The organism is Autumnicola edwardsiae (genome assembly GCF_031846505.1).
Classification (GTDB): domain Bacteria; phylum Bacteroidota; class Bacteroidia; order Flavobacteriales; family Flavobacteriaceae; genus Autumnicola; species Autumnicola edwardsiae.
This window is the reverse complement of sequence record NZ_JAVRHP010000067.1, coordinates 1-17,449: the sequence shown is the minus strand read 5'-3', so window position 1 is coordinate 17,449 and position 17,449 is coordinate 1. Positions and strand designations below refer to the sequence as shown.

Below are 17,449 nucleotides of genomic sequence, written 5' to 3'. Positions count from 1 at the left end.
CTGGGATTGGCAAATTCGCTAATGTGGCCGGCAATCTGGCCGTTGGCCCTCGCTGATGTGGGAAAATTAACTAAAACTGTTTCTTCGTTACTGGTTATGGGAATTGCAGGAGGTGCAATTATTCCCCTGGCTTACGGGGCTCTTGCAGGGGCGATGGATAAACAACTGGCATACTGGGTTGTTGTGCCTCTTTATTTATTCATACTATATTACGCGGTTGCCGGACATAAAATCAGAAAAGCATAAGACTCTGAAAATTTTCATTTTCAGAAATAAAACTTTCTTCGGAAAATAAAATTTTAGCTAACCTTTGCGTCAAACTTTTACATGGAACATCATAAACCCGATACCGAAAAATCTTCAAAATATAACGACCTGGAAAAAATGAGCATTTCGCAGCTGCTCTCCAGTATTAATGAGGAAGACAAAACCGTTCCCGAGGCGATTGAAGAAGTTATTCCCAAAATCGAAAAATTGGTTGAGGTAATTGTTCAGAAAATGGAGCAGGGCGGAAGGCTTTTTTACATTGGCGCCGGTACCAGCGGGAGACTTGGCGTGCTGGATGCTTCAGAATGTCCGCCGACTTTTGGTGTGGATTATAATAAAGTTATCGGACTCATTGCCGGAGGGGACGGAGCGTTGCGGAGAGCTGTGGAAAACGCCGAAGATGACACAGAGCAGGCATGGAAAGATCTTCAGCAACATCAAATTTCAGAAAAAGACGTGCTCGTGGGAATAGCAGCTTCGGGAACAACACCTTACGTAATTGGCGGAATTAAAGATGCACGTCAAAACAAAATTGCCACCGGCTGCGTTACCTGCAGCTCGGGAAGTCCACTCGCAGCAGCTTCAGAATTTCCTGTAGAGGTAATTACAGGACCCGAATTTGTAACCGGCAGCACCAGGATGAAAGCGGGAACCGCTCAAAAACTGGTCCTGAATATGATCTCTACCAGCGTGATGATAAAACTTGGTCGCGTAAAAGGAAATAAAATGGTAGACATGCAGTTATCCAATAAGAAGCTGGTAGGCCGCGGTACAAGAATGATTAGGGACGAGCTTGGAGTTGATGAAAAAGAAGCCGCGCAACTATTGAAAGAGCACAAAAGTGTAAGAAAAGTAATATCTGTTTATAAAAAAAGCTAAAGCGTTTTATGTCCCAAAGAATTTTTTTGTTTGTTCTGGTTTTCTGCAGCCTATTACTATTTAATTCCTGTAAAACCACAAAACCCACTGTTTCTAAACCTTCTGAAACCACCAAACCGGAAATAAAAGATACACTTCCTTCTTCAGAAAAAGTGTCACCGCCACCACCGCCTGCAATTCCGGAAGTTGTAGAGGAGAAAACTCTAAAATCTGAAGCCCCGCTTAAAATAGCCGAATTTCGTGCTGCCTGGGTGACCAGCGTGGCAAATATTAATTGGCCCAGCCAACGGAATTTAACCACAAGCCAACAACAGCAGGAAGCGCTGGAAATCCTGGATTTTCTGGAAGAGCACAATTTTAATGCGGTGATCCTGCAGGTAAGACCGCAGGCAGATGCGTTGTATGAGAGCGACTTGGAGCCATGGTCCTACTTTCTTACCGGCGAAACAGGAAAAGCACCGCAACCATATTATGATCCTTTAAAATTCTGGACAGAAGCCGCGCACAACCGTGGGATGGAGCTTCATGTATGGCTAAATCCATATCGCGCCTACCATACCACTGGTGGTGAAATTTCTGAAAAGTCGCTGGTAAAAACAAGGCCGGAGCTTATGACGAAGCTTAAAAACGGGTTCTGGTGGATGGATCCTGCCAAACAAGGCACACAGGATCACGTTGCCGCCGTGGTGATGGATATTGTGCAGCGTTATGATATCGATGGCGTCCATTTTGATGATTATTTTTATCCCTATGCTTCTTATAACGGAAAGCAGCAATTTCCCGACAACATTAGCTGGGAAAAATACAAAACAGAAGGAGGAAAACTGCTCCGGGACGACTGGAGAAGGGACAACGTAAATAAGTTTGTAAAACGGATTTATTCTGAAATTAAAGCTGAAAAACCGCATGTGAAATTCGGGATTAGTCCGTTTGGGATCTGGCGTCCCGGCCACCCGGCTTCTATAAAAGGAATGGACCAGTACAGCGAACTTTATGCAGATGCAAAATTGTGGTTAAATGAAGGCTGGATAGATTATTTTACCCCTCAGCTATATTGGAAGATCAACCAGGTGGCACAGAGTTTTCCGGTTTTATTGAGTTGGTGGAAGGATGAAAATACTGAAAACAGGCATTTATGGCCGGGTATTAATGACGCCCTTATTGGAGAAGAGGAAAAAAAAGATACCGATGAAATTACGAACCAATTAATGATTACCCGCGGAATTCTTGACAGTCGGGGAGCGGTGCACTGGAACGTTGGCCCGATTATGAAAAATTCGGAACTCGCGCATGCTTTAAAAGAAGGTCCGTACAGGAAAAAAGCCTTGGTGCCTGCGAGTCCGTGGCTAGATGATGAAGCTCCGAAAGCTCCAAAGTTGAATATTTCAAAATTTGAAGATAAATTAGCGCTAACTTGGGAACATCCGGACCCTGAGGATGTTTTCAGGTGGGTATTGTACTTCAAATATGAAAATTCCGGATGGGATTATAAGATTTTGAATCAGAATGAACGAAATTTTACATTGCACAATGCCAGGAATTTTACTAAAATAGGGATAACGGCCGTAGATCGTACAGGAAATGAAAGTAATTTTAAAGAAATTGTGCTTCAGTAATTATTTTTTAGGAGCACCTTCAAATTTGGCAATTTTCGTACCTGTGGAATCAAAATGATGAATTTTAATGAATGACCATGATAAAATCGATTAACAAAATAAAATTACTCACCCTTTTTCTTTTGTTTATAGCAGTTTCCTGTGATCAAAAAGAGGAAAAAAACGAGAATAAAGCCGAAAAAACTATTGCTGAGGTGCGAAAGGAATTTGCACCAGACAAGCGCGTTGCTTTATTTGATATTCAGGCCGAAAAAATGGAGGATAGCTATACTTTAAAAGGAGAATCCAATCTTCCTGAAGCCGTAAACAACCTGAAAGCAAAGTTAGAGTCCGAAAATGTCAATTTTCGGGATAGCATTAAAATTCTTCCGCAGGAGGACATGGAGAACATGAAGCACGGAGTGATTAAAATTTCTGTGGCAAACCTTCGCGGCGAGGCTGCGCATTCTTCAGAATTAGTTACACAGGCGACTCTTGGCACGCCCGTAAAGGTCTATAAAAAAGAAGATAACTGGTATTTAATCCAGACGCCGGACGATTATTTGTCCTGGGTTGATGGGGGAGGAGTGCAGGTTTTTTCTGATGAAGAATTTAAGGACTGGAAATCTTCAGAAAAGCTTATTTACCTGCAGCCCTTCGGAAATTCTTATGCGGAAGCAGATGAAAATTCAGGAGTGGTTTCAGATTTGGTGGCAGGCGCTATTCTGGAACTTTCCGGCGAAGAAAACGGATATTTTGAGGTGGAATATCCCGATGGCAGAACGGCTTTTATTCAGCAAAATGAAGCAAAAAAGTATATGGAGTGGCTGCAGGAACTCGATCCTGAAGGTGACGACCTGATTGCTACTTCAAAAAAATTAATGGGACTGCCCTATTTATGGGGAGGCACGTCGGCCAAAGGCGTGGATTGCAGCGGTTACACCAAAACCATTTTCTTTTTAAACGGAATGGTGATTCCGCGGGATGCTTCCCAGCAGGTCCACACCGGAAAACTCATAGATTCCACCCGAAATTTTGAAAAACTGATCCCCGGCGATCTTTTATTCTTCGGGAGGCCGGCTACAGATTCAACTTCAGAAAGAGTGGTGCACGTGGGCATGTGGATTGGAAATAACGAATTTATTCACTCTTCGGGCAGTGTGCATGTGAGTAGTGTGGCTAAAGAGGCGCCTAATTACGACGATTTTAACTACGATCGGTATCTTAGGACCAAACGTTTGCTGGACCAGGAGGGCGAAGGGCTAACTTATCTTAATAAAAAGGACATTTTCACCGATTCCTATTCAAAAGAAGAGTGAAAAAGACCATTTTTAGAAGGATTTGCGATAAATATCGTATAAAACCTTTAGATCGTAGTCGTTAAGGATTCCATTTACGTCTTTTTGGATAAAGTGAAGCTCAAAAGCCTGGATTGTGGAGCTTAAAGTGCTGGTATCGTATCCAATAATCTTCAGTGCATCTACATAATTAAAATCTGAAGGAATAATATTCGGAAAAAGGAGACGGTCCAAAAATGGCAATTTTCGGCCCGGAAAGTGCTTTTCCATGATCAGCAATTGCTTATCGTAATTGTAGAATTCACTTTCCAACTGAAGATTGTCCACAACTTCCTCGTTATACCAAATTCCGAAGCCTTCTTCAGCTAATTTCTCCCAAGGAAAGAAAACGCTGGGATCAACTTTCCGGGAAGGTGCAATATCAGAATGGCCAATCACATTTTGCGCCGGAATTTTATATTTTTCCCTTAGCATTTTAAGTACTTCAATTAAACTTTCGATTTGCGCATCGCTGAATTCCTCAAAGCCGTCGTTGTCGAGTTCAATTCCTATAGAGGCAGAATTAAGGTCGGTGGTTGTGCCCCAGCTTCCCACTCCGCCATGCCACGCGCGGTAATAATCGTTGAGCATGTGGTAAACTTCGCCGTTGTGGCCAATCACGTAGTGGGCGCTCACCTGCCTTTCGGGAGTTACAAAAGTGTTTAAGGTTTGTTCTACAGAATCCTGGGCGGTATGGTGCAGGATCACGTAATTTGGCCTCCTAAGGTTAAAATTTGTGGTTCCAACCCAATAATCGCCATATTTTATATTAGGATTTTTAGCAATTTCCTCTTCAGGAGAAATCTGTAATTCCTTAGCAAAGGCTTTTGTCTGTTTCTTATAAACCCGGTTGGTTTTGGAGTAGGGATTCGTGGCGCAGGAATTGAGTAGCAAGAAAAGAGGAAGAAAAAACGTGAGGCGGTAAACAGTCTTAATACTAATACTCTTCATAGAAACCAATGGATTTATTCCCGTAAAAATATTAAAAAGAATGTTCCTTTGCGGGAAAGTGGGATAAGGTTTTTAAAACCTTATAAGTTTGGTTGCTTTTCATACCTACAACGTTAAAAAAAACCTTGCAGGAAAAAATGCTGCTACTCCTTTTTACCATCAAATTTCCACCGCACAAAAGCTTCCATGGCTTCGTAGTTTGCAAGGCCAAGATTGTGGTAATTCACGGCAGTTTCCCTGTTTCTTTCTTCGGCTCTTACCCAAAATTCCCTCTCGTCGTCACCTGGAAAAACGGGACGATCTTTTTGTGACTGGTGTTGAAATATGGCGTGTCTCTTCCTTTTTACTTCAATAGGAGAAAGGGGAACCGCCATTTCTATCTCGTGCGTTGGGAATTCCTGCCAGGCGCCGCGGTACATCCAGAGCCAGCAATCTTTTGTCCATTCTTCGGTTTTCTGAAGCCTTTGCATAGCTTCCTTAATAATTTCGAAGCAAATGATATGGGTGCCGTGAGGATCTGCAAAATCCCCGGCAGCAAAAACCTGTTGCGGTTTAATTTTCTGAAGGAGTTCCATGGTTAATTCCACGTCTTTTTCAGTATCCGGGTTCTTGACATACTTTCCTTTTTCATAAAAAGGCAAAGCCATAAAATGAATGTTCTTGTCGTCCAGCCCGGCATATCTTGCGCCGGCAATGGCTTCAGATTTTCTTATAAAGGCTTTTACCTGCTGGATTTTCTCGATATCTACCTGATTGGGTTGCTTTTTCTGAAGAAAAGTGCGCATTTCTTCATAAGTCTGTTCCAGCTCAGAAGTGTCTTTACCTAAACTTTTATCAAAATCTATAGCAAATTCCACATACCTCAGCACATCGGTATCCCAAACCGCAGTATTTCCCGAAGTCTGGTAAGCTACGTGCACTTCGTGTCCCTGTTCTACCAGGCGTATAAAAGTTCCACCCATAGAGATAACATCATCATCTGGGTGTGGGGAGAAAATCAGCGATGTTTTCCTGGCGGGAACTGCCCGCTCCGGCCGCTGGGAATCGTCTGCATCGGGCTTTCCTCCGGGCCAGCCGGTAATGCTGTGCTGCAGTTGGTTGAAAACTTTGATGTTAATATTGTAGGCAGGGCCTTTTTCTGTAGCCAGTTCTGCCATTCCGTGGCTGTTATAATCCTCATCTGTTAGCTTGAGGATAGGTTTCTGAATCTTGTTGGAGAGCCAGATAATTGCCTTTTTTATCTGCTCATCGGTCCATTTGCAGTCTTTTACGAGCCAGGGTGTGTTGAACCGCGTAAGTTCTGAAGCGGCCGCCCTGTCCAGTACAAATTCTACATTATCTGTTAACTGAAGGTAGGTGGCGGGAACTTCACCTGAAATTTCACCTTCCACAGCTTTTTTAATTATAGGCGCTTTTTTCCTGCTCCAGGCCATCAGGACAATTTCGTGAGCTTTAAAAATAGTCCCGATCCCCATAGTGATGGCTTTGGTAGGAACGTTTTCTTTACCTCCAAAGTCGCGGGAAGCATCCCGGCGTGTGAGATCGTCTAAAGTGACCAGCCTTGTCCCGGAATTAGGGGCAGATCCCGGCTCATTAAACCCAATATGTCCCGTTCTACCTATTCCCAGGAGCTGCAGGTCCAGACCACCAGCTTTGGTGATTTTTTTTTCATAGTTAAGGCAGTACTGCGCAATATCTTCCTTTTGTAAAGTTCCATCTGGAATATGAATATTCTCCCTCCTTATATTTATATGGTTAAAAAGATTTTCATCCATAAACCGCACATAACTCTGGGAAGCATCCGGTTGCATTGGGTAATATTCGTCCAGGTTAAACGTGATCACATTATCAAAACTGAGTTCTTCTTCTTTGTGCAGTCGTATTAATTCCTGATAAACCCTTACCGGTGTTGCTCCCGTGGCAAGGCCCAGTACAGTTTTTTCTCCAGCTTGTGTTTTGCGCCGTATAAGATCTGCAATTTTTTGAGCTACTTTTTTTGAAGCAATTTCTTCATTTTTATAAACACGAACGGGAAGTTTTTCGAATCTTGTTTCTTCCAGGAAATTTAATCTGGCCATACGGGAAAGCTGTTTTTAGCACTTAATATTCAGTGAAATACAAAAATTAAGATTAAAATTAAGAAGAAGAATCTAATCCTGGTCATTTTTGGTTTAAAAAAGTAATTATAGATCAAATTACCTATTTTAGACTTCCGAAGAAATAAGCAGCATGAAGAGAAAACTTTCGATATATATTCTGGCAATCCTGATTACCGCTCCGGCCTTGTCACAGCTTTCCACATCTGGAAATCCCGATTTTCTGAAATATAAAAACAGTAAATGGGTAGATTCTGTGATGACTACTTTGTCTCCAGATGAAAGAATTGCTCAGCTTATTATGGTTGCGGCTTTTTCTAACAGGGGGGAAGCGCACAAAAATGAAATCCTGGAGCTGGTACAGGAGCAAAAGGTAGGCGGACTCTTATTTTTCCAGGGAAATCCAGAAGCACAGGTAAAATTGATGAATGAATATCAACGAGCTGCCAATGTGCCGTTACTGGGAGCGATTGATGCCGAATGGGGCCTGGGAATGCGGCTGGACAACACCATAAGTTATCCATACCAGATGGCGCTGGGAGCAATCCAGGATGAGGAAATGATCTATAAAATGGGACGGGAAATCGCCCGCCAGATCAAAAGGGCAGGGCTGCATTTAAATTTTGCCCCGGTGGTAGATGTAAACAACAATCCAGAAAATCCTGTGATTAATTACCGCTCCTTTGGCGAAGATAAACACAACGTGGCAGAGAAAGGAATAGCTTATATGAAAGGCCTGCAGGACGGGCGTGTATTGGCAACAGCAAAGCATTTTCCCGGCCATGGAGATACAGATACCGATTCACATTATGGGCTTCCGCAGATTAATCATCCGTTTTCGCGACTGGATTCGCTGGAGCTATATCCGTTTAAGGAATTGATTAGAGCCGGGGTGGGAGGGATGATGGTCGCCCACCTTAATATTCCGGCGCTGGACTCTACCGGAGTCGCTTCCACCTTGTCCAAACCTATTATTACCGGACTTTTAAAAGAACAGCTTGAATTTAAAGGATTAGTGGTGACAGATGCTATGAATATGAAGGGTGTGACTTTGGGGAATCTTCCCGGGGTGGTGGATAATGACGCAATTTTGGCGGGAAACGATATGCTGGAATACAGCGAGGATGTTCCCAGGGCTATAGAAGAAGTCCGCGCTGCAATAAATGCGGGGCTTATCACTCAGGAAGAAATTGATGCCAGGTGCAGGAAGATTTTAGCTATAAAACAGTGGGTTGGGCTAGATAATTATCAGCCTTCGAAAGCAGCTAATATTCTGAAGGAACTTAATACTCCTAAAGCAAAAGAACTAAATGAAGATCTTATAAAAGCTTCTCTTACGGTTCTGAAAAATGAAAACATGCTGTTGCCGCTTCAGCAAAAGGAGAGGAAAATAGCATCACTTTCCATAGGAGTGGAAAGAGAATCGGTTTTTCAGAAAAATCTGAAGAAAAATTACGAGCTGGAGAATTTTCAGCTTTCGGAAGAAGCGGGCGAAGAGGAGGTTGAGAATGTAGTGCGAAAATTGGCAAATTTCGACCTTCTTCTTGTGGCGATTCACGATACACAGTCGCGACCGCGGAATAATATTAATTTTTCTGAAGATGTTGCAGATCTAATCCTTCAGCTTGGCAATAGAGAAAATACCATCTTCAGCCTCTTTAAAAATCCTTATGTGATAGATAAAATTGAAGGAATTGAAAATGCCAACGGCTTGATCGTTGCCTATCAGGATTCTGAAACGGCGCAAAAAGTTACCGCCGGGTTTATAGCAGGAAAATCTGTGGCTTCGGGAAAACTCCCTGTAAGTATAGGAAATAAATTCGGTGCCGGGGAAGGTTTAACAGTAGCCAATATACCCGCACTTTTAAGGCTTTACAGAACTTTCCTCTTGTTCTGAAATTCATATTTTCAAGAATGATTGTAAATAACTCAACCTTTTTGCTAAAAGTATAAACAATTATTGTGGAAAGTTTATATTTGCGTGATTTTTTGATATTTAGAAGTTTATTTGAATGTTTAAGAACCCCACCACCCCCCTGTTTTTTCTGCTGTTTATAGCCTTTAATTATTCTTACGCTCAACACGAAGTTAGCGGTAAATTTATGGCCAGCGGCGCACCTGTAGCTTACGCGAATGTGGTACTGCTAAGTGCTCAGGATTCTGTTACTTTTTATAAAGGTGCAGTTTCAGATGAAAAAGGTAATTTCATTATTAACAACGTGGCATCTAACGATTATTTGATGAAGGTGACGTTTGTTGGTTATGAAGAATTTCAGAAGAAAATTAGTGTAGAGGGAAATACCCGTTTAAACACAATCCGGTTACAGGAATCTTCTTCAGATTTGGATGAGGTCACCATCACCACCAGGAAACCAAATATAGTAAAACAGGTGGACCGGCTTGTTTTTGATGTGGAAAATTCCACGCTTTCCACCGGGAGTACCTGGGATATTTTGAGAAGTACGCCCGGAGTGATCCAGGTGCAGGGGGACCTTCTTGTAAAAAATGAAAGCGTAGCGGTTTATATTAATGACCGTAAGGTGCAACTGACTTCAGATGAGTTACAGACGTTGCTGGAAAGCTATTCTGCAGCAAACATAAAATCTATAGAAGTTATTACCAATCCTCCCGCGAAATATGAGGCTGAAGGTGGTGCTATTCTTAATATTAATACCTCAAAAGCGCTTACCCCTGGTTACAAAGGCAGTGTAGAGGGAAATTACACGCAGGCCATTTATCCAAAATACCAGTTTGGGACCAGCCATTATTATAAGACTGAAAAGCTGAATCTTTTTGCCAATTACAGTTTTAGTCCGCGTAAGGAAATTAAGCAGGATGACAGTTATATTAACTTCAGAAATAATAACGGAGACATTTTCTCCCGCTGGAATACAGATTTTGACAGGGTAACGCGATCACAGGCGCACAATGCCAACGCTATTTTGGATTATTCCCTGGACGATAAAAATACCCTAAGCTTTACCACCAACGTGCTTATTTCACCAAATATCGACTGGGAAAATGATGTTTATTCGGAATTCAGAGATGCGCAAAGATCCCTGGATTCTACGCTGGTGACCAATAGTAATGTGGAAACAGATCTTAAGAACATCGCTTTTGACCTTCAGTACACGCACGATTTTGAAAGCGGCGCACAATTTTCTGCCAAAGGGCATTTTACGGCTTATGACCAGGATCGTGTTCAATCTGTAAATTCCGATTATTTTGATGCAGCCGGAAATTTTATTCAGAATATAAATTTTGATACCGATGCGGCCCAGGAAATAGAAATTTTTACCGCACAGGCAGATTTTTCTTCTGCCCTTGGAGAAGCCAGTTTTGAAAGCGGACTCAAACTTTCTTCTATTAATTCTGAAAGTGCTATAGATTATTTTAATGCAGCAACACTGCAGCCCCTTTACGATAACTTGTCTGATGAATTTATCTACGACGAGAAAGTTTATGCTGTTTATGCAAGTATACAGCGGGATTGGGAGAACTGGAGTTTTAAGGGTGGTCTTCGCGGGGAATATACAGATCTTGAAGGGAATTCACTTTCTATGAACCAGGTGAACACGCAGGAATATTTTGAATTATTCCCAACGGCCTATCTTCAATACCAGGTGTCACAAAACCATAGTTTTACACTGGACTACAGCCGCAGGATTTCAAGGCCAGATTATAATAGCCTCAATCCTTTCCGGTATTTCCTTAATGAGAATGATTACAACGCCGGAAATCCAAACCTGCGTGCTTCCATCAGCAACAATTTCAATTTAAATTATTCGCTGAAGAACCAGTACTTTTTCGATTTATACTACAGGGATTACGGCAGGTCACCAGAAGTTCTTTCTTTCCAGGACAATGCATCTCAAAATTTGAGAAGGGTGAGTGTAAACCTTTTAGGCAGCGTTTCTTATGGAATAGATATTCTCCACGGTCGCTCCATTACCAATTTCTGGTATGCACAGGCGTATACTTCAGTTTTTCATGATGAGAATACTTTTGTGGCGATAGAAAGTGACAACCAGGAAGTAACCAATGAAGTTGATGGATTTTTTGGACAGTTGTACAACAGCTTTACGCTTTCTAAAGACGGTACTTTCTCCGGAACCCTTACCGGGGTGTATATTTCAGATTTCATTTCGGGATCTTATCAGCTCGAGCCAATGGCGATGCTTTCTGTAGGTTTGCGAAAAAGCCTGTGGAACAACCGGGCCGTATTAACGCTTAATATTGAAGATATTCTGAATAAAACCAACACAAGGCTTACTTCCAGGTATCTTAACCAGGATAATTCTTACCTCGCGCAGGAGGAAACGCAATATGTGCGGATTGGCTTTAAATATAACTTCGGAAACTTCAGGCTTAGCGATAATGAGCGCAGCATTGAAGCCGCCGAAAGGGATAGATTGTAAATCCCCCTAGCCCCCGAAGGGGGAACTTTTATACTCAAAAGTATATTCTGTAGTGGATAATGCGAAGTTTGAGTCATGCTCTTAAAATGGCAATTATCGACGTGCTGAAGTGCTTCTGCTTAACAAGAATATTTATTGATCTAAAACCCTTTTCGATTCCGCTCAAACTGACAGGCGGAGCTTTAGGTTACAGACCATGTCCTGAAAATGCCAATTATCGACCTGCTATATCATATTGTCCTGAAGAACAAAGATTAACTTTATGGAGGATCTAACTCCCTCCCTTCGGGAGGGTTGGGGTGGGATTTACTTTTTTCATACTTTTGCAATCAAAATAATTATTGTGGCTAAAATTGGAGACATAGATGTAGGAGAATTTCCGTTGTTGCTTGCACCAATGGAAGACGTGAGCGATCCTCCTTTTAGGGCGCTTTGTAAAGAACAGGGTGCAGATGTGGTTTATACGGAATTCATTTCTTCTGAAGGGCTTATTCGCGACGCTGCGAAAAGCGTGATGAAGCTGGATATTTATGAAAAAGAGCGGCCTGTGGGAATTCAGATTTTTGGTGCCAACCTGGAATCTATGCTACAATCTGTCGAAATTGTGGAAAAATCGGGACCTGATATTATTGATATCAATTTTGGTTGCCCCGTGAAAAAGGTGGTTTCCAAAGGAGCAGGAGCAGGAATTTTAAAGGATATCGACCTTATGGTTTCCCTTACCGATGCCATGGTAAAACACACCAACCTTCCTGTAACTGTAAAAACACGTTTGGGCTGGGACCACGATTCTATTAAAATACTGGAAGTAGCAGAAAGGCTTCAGGATGTGGGTTGTAAGGCCATCTCCATCCACGGGCGCACAAGGGCGCAGATGTACAAAGGTGAAGCCGATTGGGCGCCAATTGCAGAAGTAAAGAACAATCCGCGGATGCATATTCCGGTATTTGGAAACGGAGACGTAGATACGCCCGAGAGAGCTATTGAAATGCGGGATAAATTCGGATTAGATGGCGCGATGATTGGCCGGGCCAGTATCGGCTATCCGTGGTTCTTTAGAGAAGTGAAACATTATTTCGAAACCGGAGAACACCTTGCGCCGCCAAACCTTCAGGAGCGGGTTGAGGCGGCGAGACGGCATTTACAAATGTCCATCGACTGGAAAGGGGAGAAGCTGGGCGTTTTTGAAACCCGCAGGCATTATACCAATTACTTCAAAGGAATTCCGCACTTTAAAGAATACCGTATGAAAATGGTGACCAGCGATGATGCAGCCGATGTTTTTGCTGCTTTTGATGAGGTGGAGAAGGAATTTTCCGGATTTGAATTTGCGTAGCTGTTTTTAGTTTAGCCACGAATTCACGAATGTTCTCTTTGAGAATATTATTGTTAGATCAAGAATAAAAGGGAGGTCCACTTTAAGAAATAAATTTTGTTGTTGAATAGATGATAAGACTTTATGGTAACATTTATCACTGGATAAAGCACCCTGATGAGACTGAATTAAATCTTAGCTTCAGAAAAAAGGTACAGGTAACCTTGAATATTTTATTAATGGATGTCTTGTTGATATTTCCATTTTTAGGATTCTTGTATATTATTACCTCTCATCTTGTAGAACTTGAAATCCCTTTAGACGATTCGCATCCAGTAGTTCTATTTATTCTGGTAGTGTTATTAGCGCCGCTTATTGAAGAATTTATTTTTCGCTTTCCTTTAAAGTACAAAAGAAATTATTTAGTGCGGTTAATCAATTTTTTTTCCAGAGGCTGGTTGAAAAAAAGATGGAGCTCGGTTTTTAAATACTTCCTATATCTGTTGGTTATCCTGTTTGGGTTGATTCATCTAATGAATTTTAATAATAATGAAAACCTCTTTTTTGCTTTAGCACCTTTTATGATTGGAAACCAGTTGATTGGAGGATTTCTTCTAAGCTACACTAGAATCAAATTGGGCTTTATTTGGTCGTTTATTCAACATTCGGCCTTTAATTTAATAGTTGTGGTGTTTGAAGTAATTTTCTTCCATAACCAAATTATTGTAAAAGAATCAAATGAAAATTTTGAAGTAAGTATTGTAGAACAAGTTTACGTGTTTAAAAACACTTCGTACCTTCAAAGTAAGTTCGATAAAGATGTTATATACTCAGTTAATGCAGATGATATCAGTTTATCTGGCCTATTGGATTCTCTCAATATCCAGGGGATCAGGCAATATGAGGATAGATGGATAGACGTTAAAATTAAAAGTGAAAAAGGAATGTCCAGAAAGGAATTGAAGAATATTTTGAAGAGAGATCTAATCCTACGCTAATTTAGCTGTACCAGAAATTCAGAATTTACCTGTTCCTAACAGTTTTTTCGTAAATCTTAGAGGTATGAAAGCTGATAAACCTTTCATATTTTGAATGCCTTAAAGTGCGATATAATATACTAAAGAATCGAAAAACTCCTGAAAAAGACCCATAAGGTTTTGGAAACCTTGCAGGAGTAAAGAGATGAAAACGGGAGGAACTAAACCGCTCTTAAAGCCTTTTTGCTTCGGCCTGCGGCGACGTAAGAGGCTATTAAACCTAAAATTCCGATAGTCAGGATCACAATTAATATGTTTTCCGCAGTAATCGCTACGGGATAAGCTAAACTGGGCGTGATCATTACCAGGTCGTACTGCAATTGTAAATAAATAAGCAATACCGAGGTTCCAAGCCCAATGGTACCGCCTACCACGCACATGAGCATCCCCTGCAGGAAGAAAATGTTTTTTATCTGGTTTGGGGTGGCGCCAAGGCTAAAAAGGGTTTTTATGTTCTCCCTTTTGTCGAGGATCACCATAATGATGGAGCCTACCACGTTAAAAAGGGCAATTATCAGCACTAATGTGAAGATGAGGTATACCGCGAGATTTTCGGTATTGAGCATTTTGTAGAGCACTTCGTTTAGCTGAGCCCGGTCTTTAATAATCACCTCTTCCGGAAACAGTGCTTTAATTTTTTCTGAAACTACTTCAGGATCTGTTCCCGGGGCCAGTCTTAATTCCAAAGCAGAATATTGATTATCATCCAGATTCAGCAAATTCCGGGCGAAATTGATATTGGAAAAGACAAATTTGGAATCCAGCTCTTCGTTAATCGAATAAATTCCGCTAACGATCACCTGCTTTTTATTAAAAGCATTCATAGGATTAGTGATTTGACCTTTTCCGGGTTTGGGAACCAGGATATTCAGCAGTTCGTTATAATTAAACGTGCTTAATCCTAAAAGTCGGCTAATCCCAATGCCCACCACGACCTGTGGTTCACTGGAAGCCAGCCAGGTGCCGTCAAAAATAGCCTCTTCAATATTATTTACCTGCTGGTAATTTTCGTCCACACCTTTAATAAAAGCGGTGTGGTTTTTTGAACGGTAGTCGAGAAAAATCCGTTCTTCAATAACTTTACTGAAACTGGTGACCCCCTGAATTTGGCCAATATCGGCCGAGAGTTCTTCAGAAAAGGAAATTATTTTTCCCGTAGCCGGAAGCACTTTAAGATCGGGATCGAATTGGTTGGTATAAGACAAGCTGAAATTGCGCAGTCCCGAAAATCCCGAGAGTACTATAAAAAGGGAAAAAGCACCTGCAAAAACGCCAATCCCGGCGATAATGGTAATAATGTTAATCGCGTTATTACTGCTTTTGCTAAAAAGGTATCGCCTGGCGATGTAGAGTGAAAATTTCAAGTCACGACTTTTTCCTTCGGTCCAGTAGATCAGGATTAGAAATAGGGTCTTCAGTTCCCTTTATGGATTTTTCAATTCCTTCAATGTATTCAAGAGAATCATCGATATAATAATTAATATCGGGCATTTTACGCAGCTGGTTTTTAGTGCGCTGTGCCATTTCGTGTTTAATTTTTGGCTTTACGGCATTAATTTCTTCCAAAATTTCGTTACCATTTTTAGGCGGAAAAACGCTAAGATATGCCTTCGCTATAGAAAGATCTGTAGTGACTTTAACTTTGGAAACCGATATCAAAATGCCGGTTTTGCCCGCATCCCTTAAGTTATTCTGAAGGATATCGGCCAAATCTTTCTGCAGTACGCCCCCTATTTTCTTTTGTCTGTTAGTTTCTTCCATAGTGCAAAAATAACATATTTAAAGATTATAGTATTTTTATCTTCCTAAAATCGTGAAATAACCTGGAAGGTTGGTAACTTTTACAAAAACTATTGGTACAAAGGTAAAGAGATAAAAATGAAGAAAATAGAACATATAGGCATAGCCGTGAATAATCTGGAAGAGGCAAATAAAACCTATAAAGCCCTTTTGGGTGCAGCACATTATAAGACCGAAAATGTGGAAAGTGAGGGTGTGGCTACTTCTTTTTTTAAGATTGGGGACAGTAAAATTGAACTGCTGGCGGCAACTAATGCTGAAAGCCCTGTGGCTAAGTTTATAGCAAAGCGCGGCGAAGGGATTCACCACATGGCTTTTGCCGTAGATAATATTGAAGCAGAAATTGAGCGGCTTAAATCTGAAGGTTTTGTGCTTTTAAACGATGCTCCAAAAAAGGGCGCCGACAATAAACTGATCGCTTTTTTGCATCCAAAAAGTTCTAATGGGGTTTTAGTGGAACTGTGCCAGGAAATAATCCCCTCTCATAATTTTGCAGAAAAGAAGAATTTATAAGGAAATGCGAAATTTGGGCGACGGAATGGTATGCTTAAGTGCCTTGAAGTTGTAGTATGATGAAATCTATAAAAATAAAAAAGAAATGTTTGCTGCGTAAAATAGAATTATCTAAATTTGCGCCCTCATAACACCAAATGAGCCGGTCCTATAGCTCAGCTGGTTAGAGCACCTGACTCATAATCAGGTGGTCCCTGGTTCGAGTCCAGGTGGGACCACGCCAGTAAAGACAAGGCTTTCGAGAAATCGAGAGCCTTTCTTTTTTTGCTTGGGTACAACATAGGTACAACATTTTCCATAAAATTTCTTAGGCATTGGTAGATCTATCAATTGCTTTAAGATGATCTTCTATTATATTTACATTTTGATGGCGCTGAAATTACATATTTTATCTCAAGGAGGTTTGAAATAAGTCTGTTGATGTATTAAAAACCGCAATCGTAATTGGAAGGAAAAATTTTGTGTTAATTTGAATAGAACCGTAAACACTTAACTATAGCAAGATCTGGAATTCATGATAAAATGTTTGTACTATAATGTATAAAACACCGAAAATCAATGAATCACCTTCTTAAGAAAACTTTTAACAGTAAAAGTACTTCTAAGAGTATTTACCTTTTATTCCGTTTTCATTTAATATCTTGCTATCCAGAATTAAATTCTTGTTCAGTATAATCTCTTCATTAAAAATGCGGGAATGCGCCTAAGCACAATAGTAATTTTAGGACTTCTTTTTACTTCCTTACCGGCCTTTTCACAAACCGATTCAATTATAAAGGAATTAAAAGAAACCATACAAAAAACTTCTTTTTTTGACCGGCAGAAGGTCGCTCGCATTGACAGTTTACGAACCTTAATGAAAGAGGTAGACGATAAACTACAGGAATACCAGCTTACCCAGGATCTCTTTCAGGAATATAATGTCTTTAATCAAGACTCGGCTTTTGCTTACGGACTAAGAAGCAGAAGGCTGGCTGTAGCATTGAATGATGAAGGATTGATCGCAGATTCTTTTTTAGACCTGGCAGACATCAATGTTACTGCAGGTATGTATAAAGAAGCGCTGGATTTTTTAGAAGAGGTAGATCCTGAAAAGGCCCCCGAATATATACATGCTTATTATTATACCCTCGCCGGCCGGCTATATACAGATATGGCCGAATACAGCAACTTAGAATCCTTTTCTGATGAATATAATGAGCTTGCCGTTAATTACTACAGTATAGCTTTATCCTTGGCCG

General features: G+C 41.0%; 13 protein-coding genes, 1 tRNA gene and 1 pseudogene. 11 read left to right on the top strand and 4 right to left on the bottom strand.

Annotated elements, in window-relative coordinates:
- From RM529_RS12230 to RM529_RS12215, 4 genes and pseudogenes are all read left to right on the top strand, one after another.
- A pseudogene (locus tag RM529_RS12230) lies at window positions 1-246 on the top strand (glucose/galactose MFS transporter); the annotation flags it as partial.
- Window positions 247-327: 81 nt separating this feature from the next.
- Window positions 328-1,146 carry an N-acetylmuramic acid 6-phosphate etherase gene (gene murQ / locus RM529_RS12225; protein WP_311485063.1) on the top strand — a complete coding sequence of 273 codons (819 nt, stop codon included), beginning with the start codon at window positions 328-330 and terminating at the stop codon, window positions 1,144-1,146.
- 8 nt (window positions 1,147-1,154) lie between these two features.
- On the top strand, window positions 1,155-2,762 hold the full coding sequence (locus tag RM529_RS12220; RefSeq protein WP_311485062.1) for a glycoside hydrolase family 10-like protein: 1,608 nt from the start codon (window positions 1,155-1,157) through the stop codon (window positions 2,760-2,762).
- Window positions 2,763-2,833: 71 nt separating this feature from the next.
- Entirely contained in the window at window positions 2,834-4,060 is a 1,227-nt protein-coding gene (locus RM529_RS12215; RefSeq protein WP_311485061.1) for a C40 family peptidase, read from the top strand.
- Window positions 4,061-4,072: 12 nt separating this feature from the next.
- On the opposite strand, the gene RM529_RS12210 is transcribed toward RM529_RS12215, so the two are convergent.
- Together RM529_RS12210 and nagB are read right to left on the bottom strand one after the other, a co-directional pair.
- A complete protein-coding gene (locus RM529_RS12210) occupies window positions 4,073-5,029 on the bottom strand; it encodes an N-acetylmuramoyl-L-alanine amidase (RefSeq protein ID WP_311485060.1) in 957 nt (318 codons plus the stop codon).
- A gap of 143 nt (window positions 5,030-5,172) precedes the next feature.
- The gene (nagB, locus tag RM529_RS12205) at window positions 5,173-7,107 is read right to left on the bottom strand and encodes a glucosamine-6-phosphate deaminase (protein WP_311485059.1); all 1,935 of its coding nucleotides are present in this window, start codon (window positions 7,105-7,107) and stop codon (window positions 5,173-5,175) included.
- Between the two features lie 151 nt (window positions 7,108-7,258).
- Between nagB and RM529_RS12200 the strand changes: the two genes are divergently transcribed.
- The 4 genes from RM529_RS12200 (at window position 7,259) to RM529_RS12185 (ending at window position 13,856) form a co-directional block, all read left to right on the top strand.
- The gene (locus tag RM529_RS12200; protein WP_311485058.1) at window positions 7,259-9,022 is read left to right on the top strand and encodes a glycoside hydrolase family 3 protein; all 1,764 of its coding nucleotides are present in this window, start codon (window positions 7,259-7,261) and stop codon (window positions 9,020-9,022) included.
- 115 nt (window positions 9,023-9,137) lie between these two features.
- On the top strand, window positions 9,138-11,543 hold the full coding sequence (locus RM529_RS12195; RefSeq protein WP_311485057.1) for a TonB-dependent receptor domain-containing protein: 2,406 nt from the start codon (window positions 9,138-9,140) through the stop codon (window positions 11,541-11,543).
- 343 nt (window positions 11,544-11,886) lie between these two features.
- Window positions 11,887-12,879: a tRNA dihydrouridine synthase DusB gene (gene dusB / locus RM529_RS12190; protein ID WP_311485064.1), complete on the top strand. Its 993-nt coding sequence runs from the start codon at window positions 11,887-11,889 to the stop codon at window positions 12,877-12,879.
- Between the two features lie 110 nt (window positions 12,880-12,989).
- On the top strand, window positions 12,990-13,856 hold the full coding sequence (locus tag RM529_RS12185; RefSeq protein ID WP_311485056.1) for a CPBP family glutamic-type intramembrane protease: 867 nt from the start codon (window positions 12,990-12,992) through the stop codon (window positions 13,854-13,856).
- Window positions 13,857-14,056: 200 nt separating this feature from the next.
- On the opposite strand, the gene RM529_RS12180 is transcribed toward RM529_RS12185, so the two are convergent.
- Both RM529_RS12180 and rbfA read right to left on the bottom strand, forming a co-directional pair.
- The gene (locus RM529_RS12180; RefSeq protein WP_311485055.1) at window positions 14,057-15,259 is read right to left on the bottom strand and encodes an ABC transporter permease; all 1,203 of its coding nucleotides are present in this window, start codon (window positions 15,257-15,259) and stop codon (window positions 14,057-14,059) included.
- A 1-nt stretch (window position 15,260) separates the two neighbouring features.
- Entirely contained in the window at window positions 15,261-15,656 is a 396-nt protein-coding gene (rbfA, locus tag RM529_RS12175; RefSeq protein ID WP_311485054.1) for a 30S ribosome-binding factor RbfA, read from the bottom strand.
- Window positions 15,657-15,773: 117 nt separating this feature from the next.
- On the opposite strand from rbfA, the gene mce reads away from it, so the two are divergent.
- The 3 genes from mce to RM529_RS12160 all read left to right on the top strand — a co-directional run.
- On the top strand, window positions 15,774-16,208 hold the full coding sequence (gene mce / locus RM529_RS12170; protein WP_311485053.1) for a methylmalonyl-CoA epimerase: 435 nt from the start codon (window positions 15,774-15,776) through the stop codon (window positions 16,206-16,208).
- A 144-nt stretch (window positions 16,209-16,352) separates the two neighbouring features.
- Window positions 16,353-16,426, top strand: a tRNA-Ile gene (locus RM529_RS12165).
- Between the two features lie 479 nt (window positions 16,427-16,905).
- Window positions 16,906-17,449: hypothetical protein (locus RM529_RS12160; RefSeq protein ID WP_311485052.1), on the top strand; the 544-nt coding region annotated here is incomplete at its 3' end.

Excerpts from the sequence above, each read along its gene's own strand:
- murQ (WP_311485063.1), top strand. The coding sequence starts at position 328 with ATGGAACATCATAAACCCGATACCGAAAAATCTTCAAAATATAACGAC.
- RM529_RS12220 (WP_311485062.1), top strand. The coding sequence starts at position 1,155 with ATGTCCCAAAGAATTTTTTTGTTTGTTCTGGTTTTCTGCAGCCTATTA.
- RM529_RS12215 (WP_311485061.1), top strand. The coding sequence starts at position 2,834 with ATGACCATGATAAAATCGATTAACAAAATAAAATTACTCACCCTTTTT.
- RM529_RS12210 (WP_311485060.1), bottom strand. The coding sequence starts at position 5,029 with ATGAAGAGTATTAGTATTAAGACTGTTTACCGCCTCACGTTTTTTCTT.
- nagB (WP_311485059.1), bottom strand. The coding sequence starts at position 7,107 with ATGGCCAGATTAAATTTCCTGGAAGAAACAAGATTCGAAAAACTTCCC.
- RM529_RS12200 (WP_311485058.1), top strand. The coding sequence starts at position 7,259 with ATGAAGAGAAAACTTTCGATATATATTCTGGCAATCCTGATTACCGCT.
- RM529_RS12195 (WP_311485057.1), top strand. The coding sequence starts at position 9,138 with ATGTTTAAGAACCCCACCACCCCCCTGTTTTTTCTGCTGTTTATAGCC.
- RM529_RS12185 (WP_311485056.1), top strand. The coding sequence starts at position 12,990 with ATGATAAGACTTTATGGTAACATTTATCACTGGATAAAGCACCCTGAT.
- rbfA (WP_311485054.1), bottom strand. The coding sequence starts at position 15,656 with ATGGAAGAAACTAACAGACAAAAGAAAATAGGGGGCGTACTGCAGAAA.
- mce (WP_311485053.1), top strand. The coding sequence starts at position 15,774 with ATGAAGAAAATAGAACATATAGGCATAGCCGTGAATAATCTGGAAGAG.